This is a genomic window from Oceaniglobus trochenteri (assembly GCF_020529025.1).
Classification (GTDB): Bacteria; Pseudomonadota; Alphaproteobacteria; order Rhodobacterales; family Rhodobacteraceae; genus Oceaniglobus; species Oceaniglobus trochenteri.
Window position 1 is genome coordinate 1 of the sequence record NZ_JACNMM010000003.1, and the last position, 21,305, is coordinate 21,305.

General features: G+C 64.1%; 19 protein-coding genes, 1 tRNA gene and 1 pseudogene. 6 read left to right on the forward strand and 15 right to left on the reverse strand.

The features are described 5' to 3' along the window. Positions 1 to 289 precede the first annotated feature (289 nt). Together H7828_RS04220 and H7828_RS04225 are read left to right on the forward strand one after the other, a co-directional pair. Positions 290 to 814, forward strand: a complete 525-nt coding sequence (locus H7828_RS04220) for a hypothetical protein (RefSeq protein WP_226779761.1) — start codon at positions 290 to 292, stop codon at positions 812 to 814. 692 nt (positions 815 to 1,506) lie between these two features. Beyond that, positions 1,507 to 2,496, forward strand: a pseudogene (locus tag H7828_RS04225) (recombinase family protein); the annotation flags it as partial. Positions 2,497 to 2,514: 18 nt separating this feature from the next. Here H7828_RS04225 and H7828_RS04230 read toward each other — a convergent pair. The 6 genes from H7828_RS04230 to H7828_RS04255 form a co-directional block, all read right to left on the reverse strand. Next, entirely contained in the window at positions 2,515 to 2,880 is a 366-nt protein-coding gene (locus tag H7828_RS04230; RefSeq protein ID WP_226779762.1) for a hypothetical protein, read from the reverse strand. Between the two features lie 211 nt (positions 2,881 to 3,091). Continuing rightward, positions 3,092 to 3,168, reverse strand: a tRNA-Met gene (locus H7828_RS04235). Between the two features lie 82 nt (positions 3,169 to 3,250). Continuing rightward, entirely contained in the window at positions 3,251 to 4,135 is an 885-nt protein-coding gene (locus H7828_RS04240; protein WP_226779763.1) for a hypothetical protein, read from the reverse strand. A gap of 108 nt (positions 4,136 to 4,243) precedes the next feature. Then, the gene (locus tag H7828_RS04245) at positions 4,244 to 4,906 is read right to left on the reverse strand and encodes an HAD family hydrolase (protein WP_226779764.1); all 663 of its coding nucleotides are present in this window, start codon (positions 4,904 to 4,906) and stop codon (positions 4,244 to 4,246) included. Beyond that, positions 4,906 to 5,469, reverse strand: coding sequence for a 16S rRNA (guanine(966)-N(2))-methyltransferase RsmD (rsmD, locus tag H7828_RS04250; protein ID WP_226779765.1), 564 nt, complete (start codon positions 5,467 to 5,469; stop codon positions 4,906 to 4,908). The genes H7828_RS04245 and rsmD overlap by 1 nt, the downstream gene beginning before the upstream one ends. Positions 5,470 to 5,479: 10 nt before the next feature. Beyond that, complete coding sequence (locus H7828_RS04255; RefSeq protein WP_226779766.1) at positions 5,480 to 6,688, reverse strand: NAD(P)/FAD-dependent oxidoreductase; 1,209 nt, start codon at positions 6,686 to 6,688, stop codon at positions 5,480 to 5,482. Positions 6,689 to 6,771: 83 nt separating this feature from the next. Here H7828_RS04255 and H7828_RS04260 point away from each other — a divergent pair, with 83 nt between their 5' ends. Beyond that, entirely contained in the window at positions 6,772 to 7,260 is a 489-nt protein-coding gene (locus tag H7828_RS04260) for a peroxiredoxin (protein WP_226779767.1), read from the forward strand. Positions 7,261 to 7,310: 50 nt separating this feature from the next. Here the strand turns inward: H7828_RS04260 and H7828_RS04265 are convergent, their stop codons facing one another. From H7828_RS04265 to H7828_RS04290, 6 genes are all read right to left on the reverse strand, one after another. Further along, positions 7,311 to 7,607: a 4a-hydroxytetrahydrobiopterin dehydratase gene (locus H7828_RS04265; RefSeq protein WP_226779768.1), complete on the reverse strand. Its 297-nt coding sequence runs from the start codon at positions 7,605 to 7,607 to the stop codon at positions 7,311 to 7,313. Beyond that, positions 7,604 to 8,788 (reverse strand): GNAT family N-acetyltransferase, encoded by a 1,185-nt coding sequence (locus H7828_RS04270; protein ID WP_226779769.1) that lies wholly within the window; start codon positions 8,786 to 8,788, stop codon positions 7,604 to 7,606. The genes H7828_RS04265 and H7828_RS04270 overlap by 4 nt, the downstream gene beginning before the upstream one ends. 45 nt (positions 8,789 to 8,833) lie before the next feature. Then, positions 8,834 to 9,595, reverse strand: coding sequence for a glycerophosphodiester phosphodiesterase family protein (locus H7828_RS04275; RefSeq protein WP_226779770.1), 762 nt, complete (start codon positions 9,593 to 9,595; stop codon positions 8,834 to 8,836). Then, entirely contained in the window at positions 9,592 to 10,053 is a 462-nt protein-coding gene (locus H7828_RS04280) for a RidA family protein (RefSeq protein ID WP_226779771.1), read from the reverse strand. The genes H7828_RS04275 and H7828_RS04280 overlap by 4 nt, the downstream gene beginning before the upstream one ends. 73 nt (positions 10,054 to 10,126) lie before the next feature. Further along, positions 10,127 to 11,431, reverse strand: coding sequence for an HlyD family type I secretion periplasmic adaptor subunit (locus H7828_RS04285; protein WP_226779772.1), 1,305 nt, complete (start codon positions 11,429 to 11,431; stop codon positions 10,127 to 10,129). Then, positions 11,428 to 13,167, reverse strand: a complete 1,740-nt coding sequence (locus H7828_RS04290; RefSeq protein WP_226779773.1) for a type I secretion system permease/ATPase — start codon at positions 13,165 to 13,167, stop codon at positions 11,428 to 11,430. Before H7828_RS04290 ends, H7828_RS04285 begins: the two co-directional genes overlap by 4 nt. Before the next feature lie 206 nt (positions 13,168 to 13,373). Between H7828_RS04290 and H7828_RS04295 the strand changes: the two genes are divergently transcribed. Then, positions 13,374 to 13,793 carry a hypothetical protein gene (locus tag H7828_RS04295; protein WP_226779774.1) on the forward strand — a complete coding sequence of 140 codons (420 nt, stop codon included), beginning with the start codon at positions 13,374 to 13,376 and terminating at the stop codon, positions 13,791 to 13,793. Here the strand turns inward: H7828_RS04295 and H7828_RS04300 are convergent, their stop codons facing one another. Then, on the reverse strand, positions 13,794 to 15,989 hold the full coding sequence (locus tag H7828_RS04300; protein ID WP_226779775.1) for a transglycosylase domain-containing protein: 2,196 nt from the start codon (positions 15,987 to 15,989) through the stop codon (positions 13,794 to 13,796). 265 nt (positions 15,990 to 16,254) lie between these two features. Here H7828_RS04300 and H7828_RS04305 point away from each other — a divergent pair, with 265 nt between their 5' ends. Both H7828_RS04305 and H7828_RS04310 read left to right on the forward strand, forming a co-directional pair. After that, positions 16,255 to 16,593 (forward strand): P-II family nitrogen regulator, encoded by a 339-nt coding sequence (locus H7828_RS04305; RefSeq protein ID WP_226779776.1) that lies wholly within the window; start codon positions 16,255 to 16,257, stop codon positions 16,591 to 16,593. Positions 16,594 to 16,627: 34 nt separating this feature from the next. Then, positions 16,628 to 17,962, forward strand: coding sequence for an ammonium transporter (locus H7828_RS04310; protein ID WP_226779777.1), 1,335 nt, complete (start codon positions 16,628 to 16,630; stop codon positions 17,960 to 17,962). Between the two features lie 101 nt (positions 17,963 to 18,063). On the opposite strand, the gene H7828_RS04315 is transcribed toward H7828_RS04310, so the two are convergent. Together H7828_RS04315 and H7828_RS04320 are read right to left on the reverse strand one after the other, a co-directional pair. Continuing rightward, the gene (locus H7828_RS04315; protein ID WP_226779778.1) at positions 18,064 to 19,638 is read right to left on the reverse strand and encodes a calcium-binding protein; all 1,575 of its coding nucleotides are present in this window, start codon (positions 19,636 to 19,638) and stop codon (positions 18,064 to 18,066) included. A gap of 203 nt (positions 19,639 to 19,841) precedes the next feature. Continuing rightward, positions 19,842 to 21,215 (reverse strand): calcium-binding protein, encoded by a 1,374-nt coding sequence (locus H7828_RS04320; RefSeq protein ID WP_226779779.1) that lies wholly within the window; start codon positions 21,213 to 21,215, stop codon positions 19,842 to 19,844. Between the last annotated feature and the right edge of the window lie 90 nt (positions 21,216 to 21,305).

Sequence of the window (21,305 nt, forward strand, 5' to 3'; positions counted from 1 at the left end):
TCAAACGACCGGCTCGCCTCCGACACTGTCGTCTTGCCCTGAATGATCTCGATGACAAGCGCTGTCTTACGCTTCGCCGTCCACCGCTTGATGCTGTCGTCCATCGTCATACTCATCGCTACGTTCTCCCTTGTAGCATGAGCAGGTTTTCACTGGGTCGATACACGGTGTTCGACATGATGACCCTCAGTCGCCGCTATTCCGGGATCGAAGTTGGCTTCATGTCCGCCTTTGGCCGGATCGCAACTCAGGTCCATGCCGCAATCGCTACAGGCAAAGGCGGTGCAGCATGAATGTCCTCACCCATGTGCCCCAGAGCTTTGAGCAGGGTCGGCCGGACCATCCGCGCGACACGGCGACCTCGAATGCCTTTGCCGCGCTGTTGCCGATCCTGACGGAGAACATCGACGCGCAGCGCGATCTTGAGGACGTCGGCTTCAGTATGGACACGCCATACACCAACTGGATGCGCGACGCCGAGCGCGCAGAGGATCGGCTCATGGACGTGCTGAAAGACCTGCGCACCCTGCCGCTGGAGACGCCCGAGGACATCCCGCTGCGCCGCATCGCTAACATGCTGCACGAAATGCGGCGCAGCCAGGTTGATACCGCCCGCGATATCCACAGGCGGTTTCAGGAGGGCTTTGACCTGCGGTTTGTCCTGAGGGACACCTCGGCCACGGCGCGGCACCGCAATCTGCTGATGCAGTGGTCGCAGCCGCTCATTGCCTCTTTTGCGGCCCTGCCCATCTTTGCGGCAGATACGGAAGAGGGTGACATGGGAGATGACGATATCCCGCCGCCTGCAATCTGACTCGACGCGCAGTTGGCTCAGATACGGGTCAGCAGCATCGCTGCTGGCCCGTTTTGCGGGTCTGATCCTGACAGGTCCCGGGCCAGAAACTTTACGCGAACAGAGCATTCCACCGAATCACAGCCCGGTTTCTCAAGCTAAAATCCGCATTGTTTCCGGGTTAGAAAGTCAGCGCATTTTTATAGTAATTATTGTGCTGCAGGTCCGGGTCAGGAGAATTGGATAAGGAATTTCGCATCCGGCTTATCCACAGATTCAGCCCCTAAACAACGGATTTATCTAGGTTCTTGCTAAACTAAGAGGTCCCCCATGCTGTATATCATTGCGCACACAACCGGACGTGTTCCGGACCTTAGACACAGCAATTCAACCCGTTCGGCGCATCGCTGGAGCGGACAGGAGACCTCGGCCGATGGCACGGGACCGAAGAAGACATGCTGGAAAGAAGGAGGTGCAAGGCGCACTTCCAGTTCCCGTGTCTGCCGGTCACGACGGGATTGGCCAACAGCGAGAGCAATTCCTTGTCCTCATTCGCATCTTTGCCAGAGAAGCCGCGCGCACCGACCATGAAACAGATCTGGCCAAAATGCCCGAGCCGCGCCAATCTTTCGAATAAGACCAAATTACCAGAACCGGATCACCCCATGACACAGCCCCTTCGCGCCGTAATCTATGCCCGTTTTTCGACTGACATGCAGCGCGATGCGTCCATTGATGACCAAATCCGCTCCTGTCGTGAGCATGCCAAGCGGCAGGGTTTGGACGTGATCGAGGTTTATTCCGACAGGGCTATCTCCGGTGCCAGCCTAATGCGCAGTGGCATACAGAAGCTGTTGCGGGATGCACAAGGCAACGCCTTTGATGTCGTATTGTCAGAAGCCTTTGACCGCCTGTCCCGCAATCAAGCGGATATCGCGGCGATCTATCAGAAGCTGCAGTTTCGAGGCGTCATGATCGAGACAGTAAGCGAAGGCATGATCTCGGAAATGCATATTGGCCTTAAGGGCACGATGAATTCGCTGTTCATCAAAGACCTCGCGGTCAAAACCCATCGTGGCCTCAAAGGCCGTGCCCTTGCTGGTAAATCAGCGGGCGGGAAGGCCTACGGCTATCAGAATGTCGTTCATTATGACGCCAGCGGTGAGCCGATCAGGGGTGACCGCAAGATTGAACCTGTCGAGGCAGACGTGGTGCGGCGCATCTTCACTGAATACGCGGCAGGCCTTTCGCCGCGCAAAATTGCAGAGAAATTGAACGAGAGCGGCACTACTGGCCCAACAGGACGTGGCTGGGGAACATCAACCCTGCACGGCAACCGTGAGCGCGGCACCGGCATTCTGAACAACGAGCTCTACATCGGGCGGCAGATCTGGAACAGATTGGCTTATGTGAAGGACCCCGAGACAGGCAAGCGCGTGTCACGGCTCAATCCAGAGGCCGACTGGGTGATCACCGAGGTTCCGGAGCTGCGGATCATCGACGATGCCCTTTGGGACGCGGTAAGAGCCAGGCAAGGGGCCATGAAGGTTAAAAACTCAGACGTGCCGATCTGGGACAGGCGCAGGCCCCGGACCCTGTTCTCTGGCTTGATGGCCTGTGGGTGCTGCGGCGGCGATTTCTCAAAGGTGAACAAACACAGCTTTGGCTGCTCAACCGCCCGCAACAAAGGCAAGGCCTATTGCACGAACATGGCCATGATCTCACAGATCGAACTGGAGGAGCTTGTCCTCAAAGCTCTGCAAGACAACCTGATGGATGAAGATGCCCTGAAGGTATTTTGCCAAGAATACGCCAAGGAGCGCAACCGCCTGCAAGCGACAGCATCGCAAAACCGTAGTGCGTTGGAAAAGGAGCTGGCGAAGACAAAGGCAGACCATGCAAAGCTGGTCGATGCCATCATCGCAGGCGTGCCCGCCGATCAGGTGAAGGACAAGATGATCGCGCTGGATGCCCGCCGGATCGAGCTTGAGGCGCAGATGGAACGCGATCCGGCCCCGTCGCCCATCCGGATACACCCAAAACTGGCAGAGACCTACCGCGACAAGGTCGCTACGTTGATCCGGCAACTTAAGGACCCCGACGGTATGCTGGAGGCAAAGGACGCATTGCGCGGCCTGATCGACCGCATCGTGCTTCAGCCCTCCAATCCCGACGGCAAACTAGCGATTCATCTCGAAGGAGCGCTGGCGCAGCTTCTGATCCTGAGTCTGGGGTCCAAAAGCAATCATGGCCTGAGAAGTAAATCTCAGGCCATTGATAACATTGACGAATTATTGTTGGTTGCGGGAGTAGGATTTGAACCTACGACCTTCAGGTTATGAGCCTGACGAGCTACCGGGCTGCTCCATCCCGCGCCAAGTGAGGATTGTTTATGATACCGCGCCGGGGGCCGCAAGGGGGGTGGGGCACTTTTCCGGCCCTTGGGGTAGAAAAATCCTATGACCCTGGGGCACCCAAGACTGCGCGCCAATATCGACTGAGTTCGGGGTAGGCCCACCGCGTCTTGTAGTACTTGTAGAGGATCAGATCGCCCTGCTCGGCGTGTACCAGTTCGGCCGGTTTCAGCGATTCGCCCTGGTAGGAGACGATCACCTGCCGTTCGCGCCGGGCCCGCACATGGGGCAGCCTGTCCTTCAGCGCCGCAATGGCGAGGATCGGCGACATGTATTCCTGGGTGAACTTGATCGCCACGTCGTTGGGAAAGACCCGTGAGGCATCGCGCGTCGCCTGCGAGATGATGCGCTCGTTCCCCTCGTCATAGAGACGCCGGGTGGCCGGGTCCATCGCGGCCGGATCCTCCAGGTAGCGCGGAAAATCGACCATGAAGCGTTCGGCGATCTGGTGCCAGTCCTCGACATAGAAGGCCATGACCGCGGTATTGGCCAGGTAATAGCGATCGGGTGCCACGGCCTTCACCAGCCCGCGGAACCGCCAATGGGGAATCGCATGGCGTTGCAGCATGTACATGCCGCGACGCTGCTCCAGGCAATCGACCAGACGCACCACGTCGCCGATGACCGAACTGTCAAGGTCGATGTAAAGCGTCGGAACCCCGGTCTTCAGCTGCCCCTTCAGGAACATCGACATCTTGAGAAGCGAGCCGCCCCGCGATGTCATGGTGGTTACCGGAACGCCGAAATCGGGAAAGGGGCGGATATCGACATCGGGAGAGATGTCGGTGGCGTCATCCGTAAAACAGATGAAATCCAGCGCCGCCTTCGTTCCGGCGCGGATGTTTGTCACCAGTCCGTTTACATATTCGGGGCCGTACTTCGTGCCCCATTTCACGAAAACAATCTGGATTGCGCCTTGGTGTTTCATCGGTGATTGCTTTCCTCATGCGGGCGGGACGGGGCGTGCCCCTTCGGCCTTTGCCCGAAGTATCGCCGCGCACCGGGCCCGGGGCAACGCGATTTCACGCACCGCCCGTCAGGTCAGGCGCAGGCCGATGGCCTGTGCGACCTCGGCCATGCTGCGCACCGGCGTCGCGCCGACGGCGGCCAGGCGGGCGGGGTCGGTGGTTTCGGCAAAGCCGATGGTGCGCATGCCCGCCCGCACCCCGGCGGTACAGCCTGCGGGGCTGTCATCGACGACCACGCAGTCTTCCGGCGCAACGCCGAAATCGGCAGCAGCGCGCAGGAACAGCCCCGGATCGGGCTTGGCCACGCCCAGGGTATGGGCGGAATAGATTCGCCCCTCGACCCGCTGCAACAATCCCGACGGCGCGAGGGTGATGCCCATCTTCGCCTCGCTGCCGTTGCTGCCCACGCAATAGGGCACGCCGGCCCCGTCCAGCGCATCCATGAGCGCGTCGATCCCGTCAATCAGCGGCACCCCCTGACGCAGGCGGGCGTGGATTTCGCCGTAGATCTCGGCCAGCCAGTCATCGGGCAGGGCCGCGCCGCGCGCCCGCGCCTCGGCCTCACAGCCCTTCATGGTGCCGCCGACAAACAGGCTGTCCGCCTCGTCATAGGACATGACAAGGCCGTAACGGGCAAAGCTGGCAAGGATGACCTCGGTGGTCGGCGGCTCGCTGTCGACAAGCACGCCATCGCAGTCGAAAATCACGAGACGGGGCAATTCTTCGGACATCACGGCCCCTTTTGCAGAATGGTCATCATGGTCTGGCCATATCGTCTCTGGTCCAGTTGCACCAGCCCGGCGGGCGGCAATGGCGCGGTGTCGTCCTCCCAGACCACCAGCGCACCGTCGGCCAGCCAGCCGCCCGCCATCGCCGCGTCCAGAGCGCGCGCGCCAAGACCCGTGCCATAGGGCGGATCAAGCAGGACAAGGCCAAAGGGCGTTTCGCTGCAGGGGCCAAGGCGCGTGGCATCGCGGCGGATCACGCGGACCTGCGCCTCGACACGGCATTTGGCGACATTCGCCGCGATCAGGGCCAGCGCGCGGCGGCCATTCTCGACGAAACTGACATGGGCGGCGCCGCGCGACAGCGCCTCGAGCCCCAACGCGCCGGTCCCGGCGAAAAGGTCAAGCACGCGCGCGCCTTCGACCGGGTTGCCATAGCCGCCGTTCAGCAGAAGGTTGAACAGGCTTTCGCGCACGCGGTCAGTGGTGGGGCGCAGATGCGCGCCCGGATCGCCCGCCCCGACCGAGGCAAGGGTGGTGCCGCGCATCCTGCCGCCGATGATCCTCAAGCCGGGCCGCTCATTGGCGCAACAGGGCCTTCATGTTGGTGGCCGGGTCGGTGATCTGTTCGGGGCTGGGGGATTTTCCCGCCTCGATCAGCCGCTTGCCGATCATGTAATTGCGGGAATCGTTCATGGCATCGACGGCCAGAAGGGTATCGCCGGCATAGTACCAATGGCTTAGCGCGCCGTCGTCGCCCTTCCGCACCACCACCCGGTCATAACCGGTGTTCAGCCCGGCGATCTGCAGTTTCACGTCGTATTGATCCGACCAGAACCAGGGCATCGGGTCATAATCGCGCCCGGCGCCCAGCATGTTGTCGGCCACCAGCTCGGCCTGGTCGATGGCATTCTGCACCGATTCAAGGCGGATCATCTGGCCGTTGCGCGGGAAGGTCGCGCAATCGCCCGCCGCCCAGATCGCCGGGTCCGAGGTGCGCCCCTGCCCGTCCACCACGATACCGTTGTCCACCGCCAGCCCCGCCGCTTCGGCCAGGGCGGCATCGGGGGCGATCCCCACGCCGACGATCACGAAATCGACGGCGATCTCGCTGCCGTCGCTGAACCGGGCGCCGCTTACCTGCTCGTCGCCCAGCAATGTCTCAAGCCCCAGCCCTTCGCGGATGTCCACGCCATGGGCGCGGTGCAGCTCGCGGAAGTAATCCGAGGTTTCGGGCGCGGCGACCCGTTGCAGGATGCGCGGCGCCATTTCCACCAGCGTCACCTCGACCCCCAGCTTTGCGGCCACGGCGGCCGCTTCCAGGCCGATGTATCCGCCCCCGACGATCAACGCCCGCTTGCCCGGGCCGAAGGCGGGCTGCATCCGGCCGACATCCAGCAGGTTGCGCACCTCGTAAACGCCGCCCAGATTGCCCCCCATGGCGGCGGGCAGCCGGCGCGGCACCGAACCCGTGGTCAGGGCAAGCTGGTCATAGGGCAGAACGCCGTCTTCCAGTGTCACTGTCTTCGCCGCCCGGTCGATCGCCACCACGGGCGAACCCAGCCGCAGGGCGATGTCCTTTTCGGCGTAGAAACTTTCGGGGCGCAGATACAGCCGCGCCTCTTCCATCTCGCCCAAAAGATAGGCCTTCGACAGGGGCGGGCGCTGATACGGTGGCACGGCTTCGCCGCAGACAAGGGTGATCGCCCCCTCGAAACCAGCGGTGCGCAACCTGGCCACAAGCGACGATCCGGCCTGTCCGCCCCCGATTACGACGATGTGTTCCATGCGACCCTCTGCGCTGTTCCTTCGGTTGCGCGCAAACTATATGCAGGGGCGACAGTCTTGCAATCCAACGAAGGAACAAAACCATGGCCATCACCACAGGCGACACACTGCCCGCCGCAACGCTCATCCGCATGGGCGACGACGGCCCCGTCACGGTGGACATCGCCGCCCATGTCGCCGGGCGCAAGGTCGTGATCTTCGCGGTGCCCGGCGCCTTCACCGGCGTCTGTTCGACGGCGCATGTGCCCAGCTTCATCCGCAGCAAGGACGCGCTTGGCGAAAAGGGCGTGGACGAGGTGATCTGCGTGTCGGTCAACGATCCTTTCGTGATGAAGGCCTGGGGTGAATCCACCCGCGCCGATGCGGCCGGCATCACCATGCTGGGCGATGCCGAAGGTGCCTTTACCAAGGCGATGGGCATGGAGTTCAGCGCACCGCCCGCCGGGCTGATCGGGCGTTCGGCCCGCTATGCGATGCTGGTGGACAGCGGCGTCGTCACGGTGCTGCACAAGGAAGAAAGCCCAGGCGTCTGCGAGGTGTCGGGCGGCGAGGCGATGGTTGCCGCCATCTGAGCGACCCGGCCCCGGCCCCATGGCGGGCGGGGGCCGATCCCGACACCGGCCTAGCCGGCCAGCTTGTCCATCCGGCGGGCCAGCTTCACGTCAAGCGCGGTCAGCCCCTTGGCATCATGGGTGGTCAAAACCACCTCGACGCGGTTGTAGACATTGGACCATTCGGGATGATGGTTCAGCTTTTCGGCATGCATCGCCGCGCGGGTCATGAAGCCGAAAGCCTCGATGAAATTGGCGAAGGTGTATGTGCGGGCGATGGCATCGCGCCCATCCACCATGGCCCATCCCGCCGCAAGCAGCGGTGCCAGATCCCCGGCCCTTTCGGCCTCGCTCAACAGCGCGCTCATTCGCTTTCTCCTTGTACCTTGCGGAACGGACCATAGGCGGTCAGCACCTCGATTTCCTCGTCCACGGCTGCGCGTTCGGCGGCCAGGTACTGATCGACCGCCCGCGCGAAACCCTCGTCCGCGATCCAGTGCAGCGAATGGGTGGGCATGGGCAGATAGCCGCGCGCCAGCTTGTGTTCGCCCTGCGCGCCCGCCTCGACCCGCGACAGCCCGCGCGCGATGGCGTAGTCGATCGCCTGATAATAGCAGAGTTCGAAATGCAGGCAGGGGTGATCTTCGGAGCACCCCCAGTAGCGGCCATAAAGAACGTCGCGCCCGATGACATTCATCGCTCCGGCCACGGGCCGGTCGCTCTTCATGGCCAGCACAAGAAGGATGTCGTCGCGCAGCCTTTCCTGCGCCAGGTCGAAAAAGGCGCGCGTGAGGTAAGGCGTGCCCCATTTGCGCGCGCCGGTGTCCTGGTAAAACTGCCAGAAGGCATCCCAGTGGTGCGGTTCGATCTGGTCGCCCGTCAGCTGCACGATCTCGCCGCCGAATGCCTGGGCCGCGGCGCGTTCCTTGCGGATGTTCTTGCGCTTGCGGCTGGAGAGTTGCGCCAGGAAGGCGGCAAAATCGTCGTATCCGCGATTGAACCAGTGGAACTGCTGACCGGTGCGGTGCATCAGCCCCATCTGCCGCCCGGCCTCTGCCTCGGCCTCGGTGCAGAAGGTGACATGCATCGACGACAGGTGATTTTCCGAGGCCAGTTGCACCGCCCCCTGCACCAGCGCCGCCGCACCTGTTTCAAAGAACCCAGGACGGGTCAGCAACCGCCGCCCCGTGGCCGGGGTGAAGGGCACCGCGACCTGAAGCTTGGGGTAATAGCGCCCGCCCGCCTGTTCATAGGCATGGGCCCAGTTGTGATCGAAGATGTATTCGCCCTGGCTGTGCCCCTTGGCGTAAAGCGGCGCGCAGGCAATCACCTGGCCATCCGCCCGGGCGACAAGATAGCGGGGTTGCCAGCCGGTGCCGGGGCCGACGCTGCCGCTGTCTTCCAGCGCCGAAAGAAAGCGGTGGGTCGTGAAGGGATCGTGCGGGCGCCCGCCATCCGCCGCCTCGGGGCAGGCGCAGGCGTCCCAATCCGCCGCCTCCACCTGCGACAGCGAGGGCAACACGTTGATTTCGATCTGGGTTTCACTCATGCCGGTCCGCCTTCTCTGTGCAATCTGGCCCGGACCCTGCCCCCGTCAAGCCACTGGCGGGATGTATCCTTCGAAGGTGATGTTGTCGGCCACGCGCCGCGCCTTCGTCTCGGCCTCGGGGCTTTTGACCGTCCAGCACAGCACGGGCACGCCCTTGCGCTTCAACTCGGCCACGCGCGGGCGGGACAGATCCTTCCTGTCGTGACTGATGAAACAGGCGCCCGTCCGGTCGAAATCGGGAATGTCGCGCAGCCGCTCCAGCGCGGGTTCGGGCAGAGGCCAATCGGCGGCGTCGAAATCGCAGGTGGTCAGGCCACGCGCCACGCCGGGCAGGTATTCACCCATCACCGCCACCGCGTGCGGATTGAACGACATCACCGCCAGGGGCCCGCGATAGTCGCGCAACACATCGGCCACCGCGCGTTCCAGCGGCCCGACATCCGGGCCCAGCGCGCCATCCTGGTCCTTGATCTCGACCAGCAGGGGCACCTGCCCCGCCACCAGATCACAGACCTGGGCCAGGGTGGGGATGCCCTCGTCGCCACCGCGCAGGGCGATCCGGCCCAGCGCATCGGCTGAACGGTCGCGCAGCAGCCCCGAAGCTTCGGTCACGCGGTCCAGATCGTAGTCGTGGAACACCATCGCGCCATCATCGGCCGAACGCTGCACGTCCAGCTCGATGCCATAGCCCGCGGCGATGGCCGCCCGAAACGCCGCAAGGCTGTTTTCAGGACGGCCCGCCGCAACATCATGAAGCCCCCGATGCGCGATCGGAGCACCCAGGAATTCGGCAGGAAGCGTGGTCATTTGATCTGGAAGATGCCTTCAATCTCGACAGCCACCCCAAGAGGCAGCGACGCCGCGCTGACGGCCGAGCGGGCATGGCGGCCAGCGTCGCCCAGAACCTCGACCAGGAAATCGGAACAGCCGTTGACGACCTTGGGCTGGTCGGTGAAATCCGGGGTCGAATTGACGAAGGCGGTCAGCTTGACCACCCGCACCAGACGGTCAAGATCGCCCCCGCAGGCGGCCTTCACCTGCGACAGCAGGCTGATGGCGCTGGTCCGTGCAGCGGCGGCGCCCTCTTCGATGCTGACGCCATCGCCAAGCTTGCCGGTGATCAGCCCGTTGGCATCCTGCGAAATCTGGCCCGAGACATAGACGGTGTTGCCGTCCACGACGTAGGGCACATAATTGGCGGCGGGCGCCGGAGCGTCGGGCAGGTTGACCCCCAGTTCGGCAAGCCGGTTTTCGATCTGTCCCATGGTGCTTTCCTTGCAAATTGTGCGTTTCGCGCCGAGGCTACTCTGCCCCTTGCCCCTCGGAAAGGGGCAAGGGTCAACTTTCGCGGAAGGCCTTGGCGAAATAATCGGAAAGCGGGCGCAGCAGATAGGCGATGGGCGTGCGATCCTCGGTGCGCAGGAAGGCCTCGACAGGCATGCCCGGAATCAGGGTCAGGTTTTCGGGCAGCTTTTCGATTTCATTTGCGCGAAGCTGAATCTCGGCGCGGTAGAAGGAACTGCGCGAGGCTTCGTCGGTAAAGGCATCGGCGGAAATCTGGGTGACTTCGCCGATGAATTCAGGCGTCGTGCGCGCATCGAAGGCCGAGAACCGCAGGATCACCTCCTGCCCCAGGTAAACCTGGTCGATATGGATCGAGGCGACCTGCGCCGCGATCACCAGCGGCCGGTCCTGTGGCACGATGAACAGCACCGGATCGGCGGCCCGGATAACCGACCGTTCGGCAAAGACCGTCATGCCATAGACCACCCCCGACACCGGCGACTTGATGTCGAGGCGCGACAGCTGTTCGCGCAGCGCGCGGCGGCGTTCGGCCAGTTCCAGTTCGCGGTATTGCAGATCGCGGATCTGGGTGATCGCATCCTCGCGCCGGGTGGCGCCCAGGCGCAGGATCTCAAGCTCGATCTCGGTGATCCGCTCGGCCGACTGGGCGGCGCTTGCCTCAAGCTCTCCGACGACGCCGCGCAGGCGCGCATCCTCGCGTTGCAGGGCCAGAACCCGGCTGGCCTGGGCCAGGCCGCGGTCCAGCAGGGATTGTTGCGCGTCAAGCTCCTGTCCCACCAGGTCAAGCTGCGCCGTCAGCGCATTCTGCTGCGCGGTGACGCCGGTGATCTGGCTGGCGATCTGCTGACGGCGGATGTTCAGCTGCTGCACCTGCTGGTCGATCGACACCCGCCGCGCCTCGAACAGGCGGGTCTGTCCATCGACCAGGTCCAGAACCTCGGGGCGGCGGGCGGCCACTTCAAGCAATTCAGGGTCGAAGACGATCGTGTCCTTATCGTCCCGCTCGGCCGTCAGGCGGGCGCGGCGGCTCATCAGTTCGAACAACTGGCTTTCCACCGTCGTCAGGTCGGATTGCAGGAGGGTCGCATCCAGCCGGACCAGCACGTCACCGGCGGCGACGGTATCGCCTTCGTCCACCAGGATTTCGCTGACCACGCCTCCATCGGGGTGCTGCACAACCTGGCGGTTGCGCTCAACCTCGATCTGGCCCGAGGCGATGATGGCGCCGGAAATCTGGGTCATCGTGGCCCAGGTGCCAAAGCCCCCCACCAGCGCCAGAAGGGCCAGCAGCCCGATGACCATGGGCCGGGTTGCGGACCAGGGACGCGCGCCGCTCATCGGATACCGCCCTGCGCGGGGCTCGCGGCAATGTCGCGGTGGTTGGTGACCATTTCGCGCAACACCTCGTCACGCGGGCCGAAAGCTCGGCGCATGCCGCCCTCCATCACCAGCAGCTTGTCGCATTCCTTGATCGCTGCGGGGCGGTGGGCCATGATGAGAATGGACTTTCCTTCGGATTTCAGCGCCCGGATCGACGCGTTCAGCGCCTCGGACCCCTCGTTGTCGAGGTTCGAGTTCGGCTCGTCCAGCACCAGGAGCACGGGATCGCCGTACATTGCCCGCGCGAGACCGATCCTTTGCACCTGCCCGCCCGACAGCCGCCCACCGGTGGGCGTGACCAGGGTGTCATAGCCATCGGGCATCTTCACGATCATGTCGTGAGCCGCCGCCTTCTTGGCCGCGATCACGATGTCCTCGTCCTTGGCATCAGGTTGAAGGCGGGCAATGTTCTGGGCGATGGTACCATCGAAAAGCTGAACCCGCTGGGGCAGGTATCCGATATGCTGGCCCAACACGTCGGGTTCGTATTGATCAAGCGCGGCACCGTCCAGCCGGATCTTTCCGCCCGATGGCCGCCAGACCCCCACCAGCGCGCGCGCCAGCGTCGATTTCCCCGAGGCCGAATGGCCGATGACGCCCACGGCCTCGCCCGGCTGCACCTCGAAGCTGACCATGCGCACGCTGGCCTGCTGTTCGCCCGGCGGGATGATCGTCGCCTGGATCACCGAAAGCCGCGCCTGGGGCCTGGGCAGGGCGGTGCGCGGCGGTTCGACCGGCACGAGGCTGAGCAGTTCGGCCAGCCGCTTCCATCCCTCACGGGCACGCTGCACCGTCTGCCACTGGCCCAGCGCCATGTCGATCGGCGCCAGCGCCCGCCCCATCAGGATCGAGGCGGCGATCATGCCACCCGGCGTCATCTGCTGTTGCAGCACCAGATAGGCGCCCAGCGCCAGCATGGTGGATTGCAGGAACATGCGGAACGTCTTCGTCGTCGCGGTGAAACTGCCGCCCAGATCCGAGGCGGAAATCGTTTCCGACAACGAGGAATCGCGCAGCAGCCGCCAGCGGCTGAAGGTCGAATCCTGCATGCCGAGCGAGCGGACCAGCTCGGCCTCGACGCGGATCTGCTCGGCCATCCGTTCGGCCCTGAGGGTGGCCTGATTGGCCTTCATCACCGGCCCGATCGTCATGACCTGGTTGATCACCGCCACGATCACCAGGATCAGGCCGCCCCCGACCGCCAGGATACCAAGCCAGGGGTGGAAGATCGCGATGCCCACCAGGAAAACCGGCGTCCAGGGAAGATCGAACAGCGCGGTCAGAACCGGTGACGACATCAGCCGCTGCACCGCCTCCAGATCGCGCAGGTTGTTTGACGCCTGCGCCTCTTTCTCGGGGGCGACGGCGGCCTTGCGCACCATGGCCGCAAAGACCCGCCGATCCAGCCGTGACTGGAACCGCGCACCGATCCGGGCCAGGATGCGGCCACGGGCATAATCGAGTATGCCCATGATCAGGAACAGGAAACCCATCAGCACGAACAGCGCCAGAAGCGTCGCTTCGCTGCGGCTGCCCAGAACCCTGTCATAGACCTGCAACATGAAGATCGGCCCGGTCAGCATCAGCATGTTGACGAAAACGCTGAATATTCCGACGGCCCAGAACAGTCGCCTGCTTTCTGCCCGGGTCTGCGCAAGTTCGGCCGATCCGGCAGCGCTGTTGATCTGTCTCATGAGCCTCACACTGTCCGGACGGCGCCAAACGCTTGTTACACCGTCGCACGGCGGTTATTCTTGCCTACATAAAAGAAATTGACCAATGGTTCACGGCCAAACATGTGCCCAGGTTATGCAAATGCCTTGCTGTGTTACAAATATCCGACGCCCCGGCGGGTCGCTCCCGATCTGACGCCGTTTCACCAGCCCGGAAAACGAGGTTCATGATGGTATTTGGTCGCCGCTGCGCCCCTGCCCTTGCCGCCTGCTGCGCGCTTCTGACGGCCCAGCCCCTTGGCGCCGAACAGTTCGACGGGCTTTACCGCATCTCGCCCACCTCGGATTGCGCCCTCACGGGGGTGGATGGCGGCGCATTGAAGATCGAGGGCGGCGTGTTTTACGGCGTGGAAAGCCAGTGCCGCATGAGTGTGCCGGTCAACGTGCGCGACATGGACGCCGTCCTCTATGACATGGTCTGCACCGGCGAGGGTGAGGAATGGACCCGCCGCGCCCTTCTGATGACGGCGGCGGACGGAGGGCTGATCATGTTGTGGAACGGGTTTGCCTTCAAATACGACAGATGCCCCGAGAACCCGGCCCGGGGCACCGTCATAACGTCGGACGAAATCGGCATCAACGAATGATCAGTTGCCGCGCCCGAACAGCCCCCCCAGCACATCGTCGATGATCCGTTCGACAAGGTCGGGTTCGCGCGACGGCGGAACCGGCTGAGGCGCACGCTCGGCATTGCCGGAATTGGCGGTATTGCCGCCCCCCTGCACGGGCGCCGGGGCCGGAGCCGCCGGGCGGCGCATGGGCAGCGGGCGGGCCGGCAGGCCATCGTGGACGCGCACCATGACCTCGCGCCAGATCTCGGCGGGCAACCCGCCCCCTGTCACGCCGGTCAGGGGGGTGTTGTCGTCATATCCCATCCAGACCCCGGCGACATAATCGGCGGTGAAGCCCAGGAACCACGCGTCCCGTGCCGCCTGGGTCGTACCGGTCTTGCCGGCGGCCTCGCGCCCCTCAAGCCGGGCGCGCCGGCCGGTGCCGTTCTCGACGACCTGCGACATCATGAAAATCAGCTGTTCCGCTGCCTCGCGCGAAATTACCCTTTCGCCCATGCCGCCGTCCTGGCCGATCAGGGGCGTGTCGTCCCCCTTCAGGCGCAGCTCCAACAGGCCGTAGGGGCGCACCGAGGTACCGCCGTTCAGGATGCCCGCATAGGCGCCCGTCATTTCCAGCAGCGTCGATTCGGACGCGCCCAGCGCCAGCGCCGGGCCGGCGGCCAGATCGGAGACGATGCCGAAATCCTCGGCCACCTTGCGTACGTTCTCGCGCCCCACCGCCTCGGAAACCTTGACCGCAGGGATATTCAGCGAATCCTTCAGCGCCTCTGCCAGGGTGACCCTGCCGTGAAACTGCCCGTCGTAGTTGCGCGGCGTCCAGGCCCCCGAGCCGGGCACGTTCAACGTGAGAGGTTCGTCCACCACCGTGTCAAAGGCCCCATAGCCCAGCTCAAGCGCGGCGGCATAGACGAAGGGCTTGAACGCCGAGCCGGTCTGACGCTTGGCCATGATCGCCCGGTTGAAATGGCCCGCAACACCCTTGAACTTGCGCCCGCCCACCATGGCACGCACGGCACCATCGCTGCTCATCACGACGATGGCGGCCTGGGCCTTGGATCCGTCGCGCACCTTGGTCTTGAACACCTCGTCCAGCGCATCCTCGGCCGCGCGTTGCAGGCGCGGATCGAAGGTGGTGCGCAGGATGACATCCTCGGTCGTGTCACGGGTCAGGAAATCGGGGCCCGAGTCCATAACCCAATCGGCATAATATCCCCCCGCGCGCGCCTCGGCCGCGGCCGAAAGCTCGGCCGGGTTGGCCTGGGCGGCCTGTTCCTCGGCCGAGGTCAGGTAACCCTGGTCGGCCATGAGGCGCAGCACGGTCTGCGCGCGGCGCTGCGAGCGTTCAAGATCGTTGGTGGGGGCATAGCGTGTCGGCGCCACCAGCAGGCCCGCCAGCATCGCCGCCTCGGCCGGATCGACCTGTGCCGCCGACTTGCCGAAATACCGCTGCGCCGCCGCCTCGAACCCGCGCGAACCGGCACCCAGGAAGGCGCGGTTCATGTAGACAGACAGGATCTCGTCCTTGGAATAGCGCGCCTCGAGCCCCATGGCATAGACGGCCTCCTTGATCTTGCGCCACATGGAGCCGGTCCGGCAATCGGCCTCGTAGGCGGCCTCGTTCTTCCACTCGGAAGGATCGTAGGGCACGCCAAGGCACAGCAGCTTGGCCGTCTGCTGGGTGATGGTCGAACCGCCATGGCCCGACAGCGGGCCGCGTCCCTCGGAGAGGTTGATCTTGATCGCGCTGGCCACGCCGCGGGGCGAAACGCCGAAGTGGTTGTAGAATCTCTTGTCCTCGGTCGCGATGATCGCGTTCTTGAGGTAGGGCGAAACGCTGTCGGCGGTGATCTGGCCGCCGAACTGTTCGCCGCGCCAGGCAAAGACCTGACCGTCGCGATCCATCAACGTGACCGATCCGCGCGCCCGCGCATCCAGAAGCTCTTCGACCGGGGGCAGCGTGGAATAGAAATAGAAGACCCCCGCCGCAATCAGCAGGACGACAACAGCCGCCCCGCGCCAGACCAGCCGCCAGATCAGCGTGAAGATCCAGCGGAACAGCCCGGTGATCATCCCGACGATCCCCTTGCGGCGGCGCGCCGGCGCCGATTTGCGACGGGTCGGTTTGCGGCGCGGTTGCGGCTTTTGCGCCGCCTTCGCGCCACGCCGCTTGTCCGCCACCAAAGGTGGTTTCTTGTTGCCGGTTCCGGCCATGCTCAGCCCTCGGAGTTTTTCTCTTTTGCCGCAGATTACACCGCAGCGCAGCAAAAGTAGAGGGCGCAACCGGTCAACTTTGATTTTTCTGATCGCCCAATTCTTAATCACACACCGCGTCATGTGCAAAAATTGTGCAACCCTTTCGGCAACCGGCCCTCGGAAACGCCGCCGAACCTTGTGAATCACCGGTCCGCCCCGGCCTTCTGCTGGCGTGAACCCGGCACGGGGGCGTCGGCCCCGGCCTGATCCGAAGGGGAAAATCGTGAAACTGATCATAGCAGCAATCAAGCCGTTCAAGCTCGAGGAGGTCCGCGCGGCGCTGACCGAAATCGGCGTGCGCGGCATGATGGTGACCGAAATCAAGGGCTTTGGCTCGCAGTCGGGGCATACGGAAATCTATCGTGGCGCCGAGTATGCGGTGAACTTCGTCCCGAAAGTGCGCCTGGAACTGGTGGTCAGCGACCAGATGGTCGACCAGGTGGTCGAAACCATCTCGAAAACCGCCAGGACCGAAAAGATCGGCGACGGCAAGATCTTCGTCCTGAACGTGGAATCGGCCCAGCGCGTGCGCACGGGCGAAACCGATGATGACGCGCTGTAACGCCACCAGCATCCTTCAAAGGGGTAAACCAACGATGAAACTCTCGAAAATCCTTCCGCTCGTGGCGTTGCTGGCGCTGCCTACGGCGGCCATCGCCCAAGAGGCCGCAGCCGCCGACGTTACGCCACCCATGGGCGAGATCGGCTATATCTTCACCACCTTCATGTTCCTTGTCACCGGGTTCCTGGTGTTCTGGATGGCCGCCGGATTCACCATGCTGGAAGCAGGACTGGTGCGCCAGAAGAACACCACGATGCAGCTGATGAAGAACGTGGCGCTGTTTTCCTTCGCCTCGGTCCTTTACTATCTCGTGGGCTACAACCTGATGTATCCCGGCGACGGAAACTGGCTGATCGAAGGCTGGCTGGGCGCCATATCGCTGACCTCGCTCGAACCCGTGGGCGGCAGTGCCGACACCGACCTGACCTATGCTTCGGTGGGTTCGGATTTCTTCTTCCAGTTGATGTTCTGCGCCACCACCGCCTCGATCGTTTCGGGCACCCTGGCCGAGCGGATCAAGCTGTGGCCCTTCCTTGTCTTCATCCTGGTGCTGACCGGTCTGATCTATCCGATCCAGGCCAGCTGGAAATGGGGCGGCGGGTATCTTGACGCGCAGCTGGGCTTCCTTGACTTCGCCGGTTCGACAGTGGTGCATTCGGTGGGCGGCTGGGCCGCGCTGGCCGGGGCCATCATCCTGGGGCCGCGGCTGGGCAAATACGCCAAGGACGGCCGGGTGAACCCGATGCAGGGTGCCAACCTGCCCCTTGCCACGCTGGGCACCTTCATCCTCTGGATGGGCTGGTTCGGGTTCAACGGCGGTTCGCAGCTTTACATGGACACCGCCGGCAACGTGGCCGACATCAGCCGCATCTTCGCCAACACCAACACCGCCGCCGCCGGCGGGGCGATTGCGGCCCTGTTGCTGACGCAGCTTCTCTACAAGAAGCCCGACCTGACCATGGTTCTGAACGGCGCGCTGGCGGGCCTTGTGTCGATCACCGCCGAACCGCTGACGCCGTCGCTGGGCGCGGCCACGCTGATCGGTGCCGTGGGTGGCGTGATCGTTGTCTTCGCGGTGCCGATGCTGGACCGCCTGAAGATCGACGATGTCGTCGGCGCGATCCCGGTGCACCTGTTCTGCGGCATCTGGGGCACGCTGGCCGTGGTTCTGACCAATGGCGACGCCACCATCATGGGGCAGCTTACCTCGATCATCATCGTCGCGGCCTTTGTCCTGGTGACCAGCAGCGTGCTTTGGCTGATCCTGCGGGCCACCCTGGGCATCCGCGTCACCGAAGAGGATGAGATCCGCGGGCTGGACGTGGCCGAACTGGGGATGGAGGCCTATCCCGAGTTCGCCAAGGGCTGACCAGACTGACAAGGCGAGGAAAGACCCGGATGGCGCAGGCTGTCCGGGTCTTTTGCTGTCGGGGGGCGTTGGGGGCTTGAACCGCAAAGACCCCTGCACCCTTATGAAAAGACATCGGGCCGGGTTTCGACGTAAAGATCGGTAAGGGTGGCATCGGGTGCGCCGCGCAGGATGGCGACCGTGGCCCCATCGACCTGCACCAGGCCATCCAACCCGTCGCCCGACATGACGATCGCCACATCCCCCGCCCCACCGCCATGGGGGTTCAGCGAGACCCGCAGGAAATCCTGCCCGGGGGTGAAATCGGTGATATCAGCAGCCCCCGCCCCACCGGCATAAAGCCAGAAGACATCATTTCCCGCGCCGCCGGTGGCCCTGTCGCCCCGGTCGAACACCAGCGTGTCATCCCCCGCGCCACCATCCAGGCTGTCGGGTGCGTCGTCCAGGTGCCAGGCGAATTCGTGACGTTCGGCGATGATGCGTTCGGCATCGACGCCGCGATGATCCAGCCTGTCGTCACCCGCCCCGCCCCACAGGGAATCGGCGCCCCAGCCGCCGCGGATCGTGTCATTGCCCACGCCACCGCTTAGCCGGTCGTCGCCGTCACCCGGTGTTTCACCATGTTCGCCGCCGTCAAGATAGCTGCCGCCAGGGCCGCCGATGATGGTGTCATCGCCAGCGCCCCCATGCAGCAGCGTCTGGCCATCCTGCGCCCCCCCACCGGTCAGCAGGTCGTGCCCCGCGCCGCCGAACAATGCCACGGCCCCACCACCGCCGGTCAGGCTGTCGTCGCCGGCACCGGCAAAACCATAGGCCGGGCCGTCGCCGACCTGCAGGGCATCGTTGCCATCCCCCAGGTCAACCGCCACGGCATCCCCGGTCAGCCATGGCGTCGCCTGCGACAGCGTCAGGCCACCCTCACCGCCATCGGCAAGGGTCACGTCATCGTTGCCATCGCCGGTGCCCTGAATCGCCGGCGCCTGGGCTGCCAGGCCCAGGGGCGATCCGCCGTCGCGAACAAGCAGGCGGGCAAGATCACCGGCGCCCGCTGGCACCTCGTCGCCCGTGACCGGCAGAAGAACCGTGCCCTCATCCCCGGGCGGTGGCGGATCGTCACGCAGTGTCGGATCGACAGGATCGAGCACATGACCGCCATCCTCAACGGGCGGCGGCAGATCGGGCAATGTGGGATCGACCGGTTCAAGCGCCGCCGCGCCTGCGGAATCGTCGATCAACTGCGCCAGCGGGATATCGGCATCCAGCGTCGGTGAGGCGGCATCCGACACGCGCAGGAAGATATCGGCAACCGGCACCTCGGACAGGCCGGCAAAGCGGATTTCGACGGTGCCATCGTCGATGGCATAGCGCAAAACGGCATCGCCACCCGCTGCGCTGTCCAGGGCGGCGAAATCCTGTGCCTCGTCGGGCACGGCAATGGTCAGCGTGTCCTGATTGGGCTGGAAGGATTCGATCAGAACCTCGCCCGCCCGGGATTCGGCGAACAGGTCTTCGCCCTCTGACGTGGCATCTGAGGCCGGATCATCAAGCGTAGGCGCCAACAGATCGCCGCCATCCCCGACCAATGGCTCATTGTCCTCGGGCGCGTCGCCCTCTGTCTCATCCTCGGGGTCGGTGCGGATAAGATCCATCACGTCGGGAATAGACGCCGCTGCCATGACACCAAGAAACAACAACCCCGCCAACATGACGCACCCCGATTCACCTTCCGTTGCCCCATGCATAGACTGAGGGGCTTTCGGTCCGGTGTCGAAAACAAACGGCTTTTTAGGTTAATTCTGCCGGGTCGCCCGGGGCGTGCACAGAAAAACGACCGCCTGTGACAGCGGCCGTTTCAGCTTTGGTCTTCCCGCCCAGAGGCTTAGCCCGGGGTCACGACACCGGGTTCGACAGGCGTAGCCGGCTCTTCGGGGTCGGTCGGTTCTTCAGGGGTGCCCGGTTCGGTCGGTTCGGTCGGAGTTTCCGGCGTCACTTCGGGCGCCGCGGGGCGTGCGATGGCCGTGTCGTCAACCGTGCCCTCGTTCAGGGCGAAAGTATCTTCCATCAGGGTCACGTCATCAGCCGTCAGGTCTGCGGCGTTGGAAACAACCATCACGCCCGCCCCGTTCAGCGACACCAGGGCATCCGAACCGGTGCCGGTGGGCGTGACCGTGATCGTCGGCGAAGGCGTGACTGCCGGATCATAGACCACCACAAGGGAATCCGTGCCCGGCGTGTAATCACTTACCTGTGGCAGCGGGGTGGTGTCCGACACCCAGGTGCCCGAGGCAAAGACATCGGCACCGGCGCCACCGATCAGCACGTCCTCGTTGCCGCCAAAAAGGGTATCGGCACCGCCATCGCCCTGAAGGGTGTCGCCGTCGTCGGTATCACTGGTGCTGCCGTCCTCGGCCGGGGTGCCGCGCAACATGCCGACCAAGACGTCGTCGCCTTCGCCACCCGAAAGCGAATCGTCGCCCAACCCGCCGAACAGGGTATCGGCTCCACCGTCGCCAAGAAGGGTATCGTCGTCGTTGCCACCCGACAGCGTGTCGTCGCCCAGCCCGCCATTGATGAGGTCGTCGTTCACGCCACCGCGGATGGAATCATTCCCTCCGTTGCCGAAAAGTTCATCGTCGCCCCTCTGGCCCGAGATCAGATCCTCGCCGTTGCCGCCCGCAACCAGATCGACGCCGTCACCGCCGAGAACCGTGTCGGCCCCGCCGCCGCCGGTCAGATCGTCATCACCCGCGCCGCCATCGATGAAGTCGGCACCGACACCGCCCAGGATGGTATCGGTGTCGTCACCACCCAAAAGCGTGTCCGAACCCGAGCCACCCGAGATGTAATCGTGCCCCACCCCGCCATCGGCAAAATCGGAACCACCACCGCCGATGATCGAGTCGCCGCCGTTTTCGCCGAACATCACGTCGGAGGCCAGACCGCCGCGGATGGCATCGCCACCACTGCCGCCCATGATGGTATCGTCGCCATCGCCGCCGCTCAGCGCGTCGGTATCCGCCCCACCGAAGAGACGATCCTGGCCTGCGTTGCCGCTCAGGGTATCCTCACCACTCAGCCCGCGGATCAGGTCGTCGCCGCCCAGCCCGTCAAGCATGTCGTTGCCCTCGGTTCCCAGCAGGACATCATCGCCCGCGGTTGCGCTTTCGGTCTCATCCGACGAATCGTCATCGGAAAACACGTCGATCAACAGCCCCAGCGCAAGAACACCGAATACAGCAGCCAGTGCGAACATTTCATAACCCCCCTCAGGTCGGCACCTCCCTGGCGCCCGAATGAACAGTACGGCCGATCATAATCGAGAACGGGGGCAAGTACCTATATA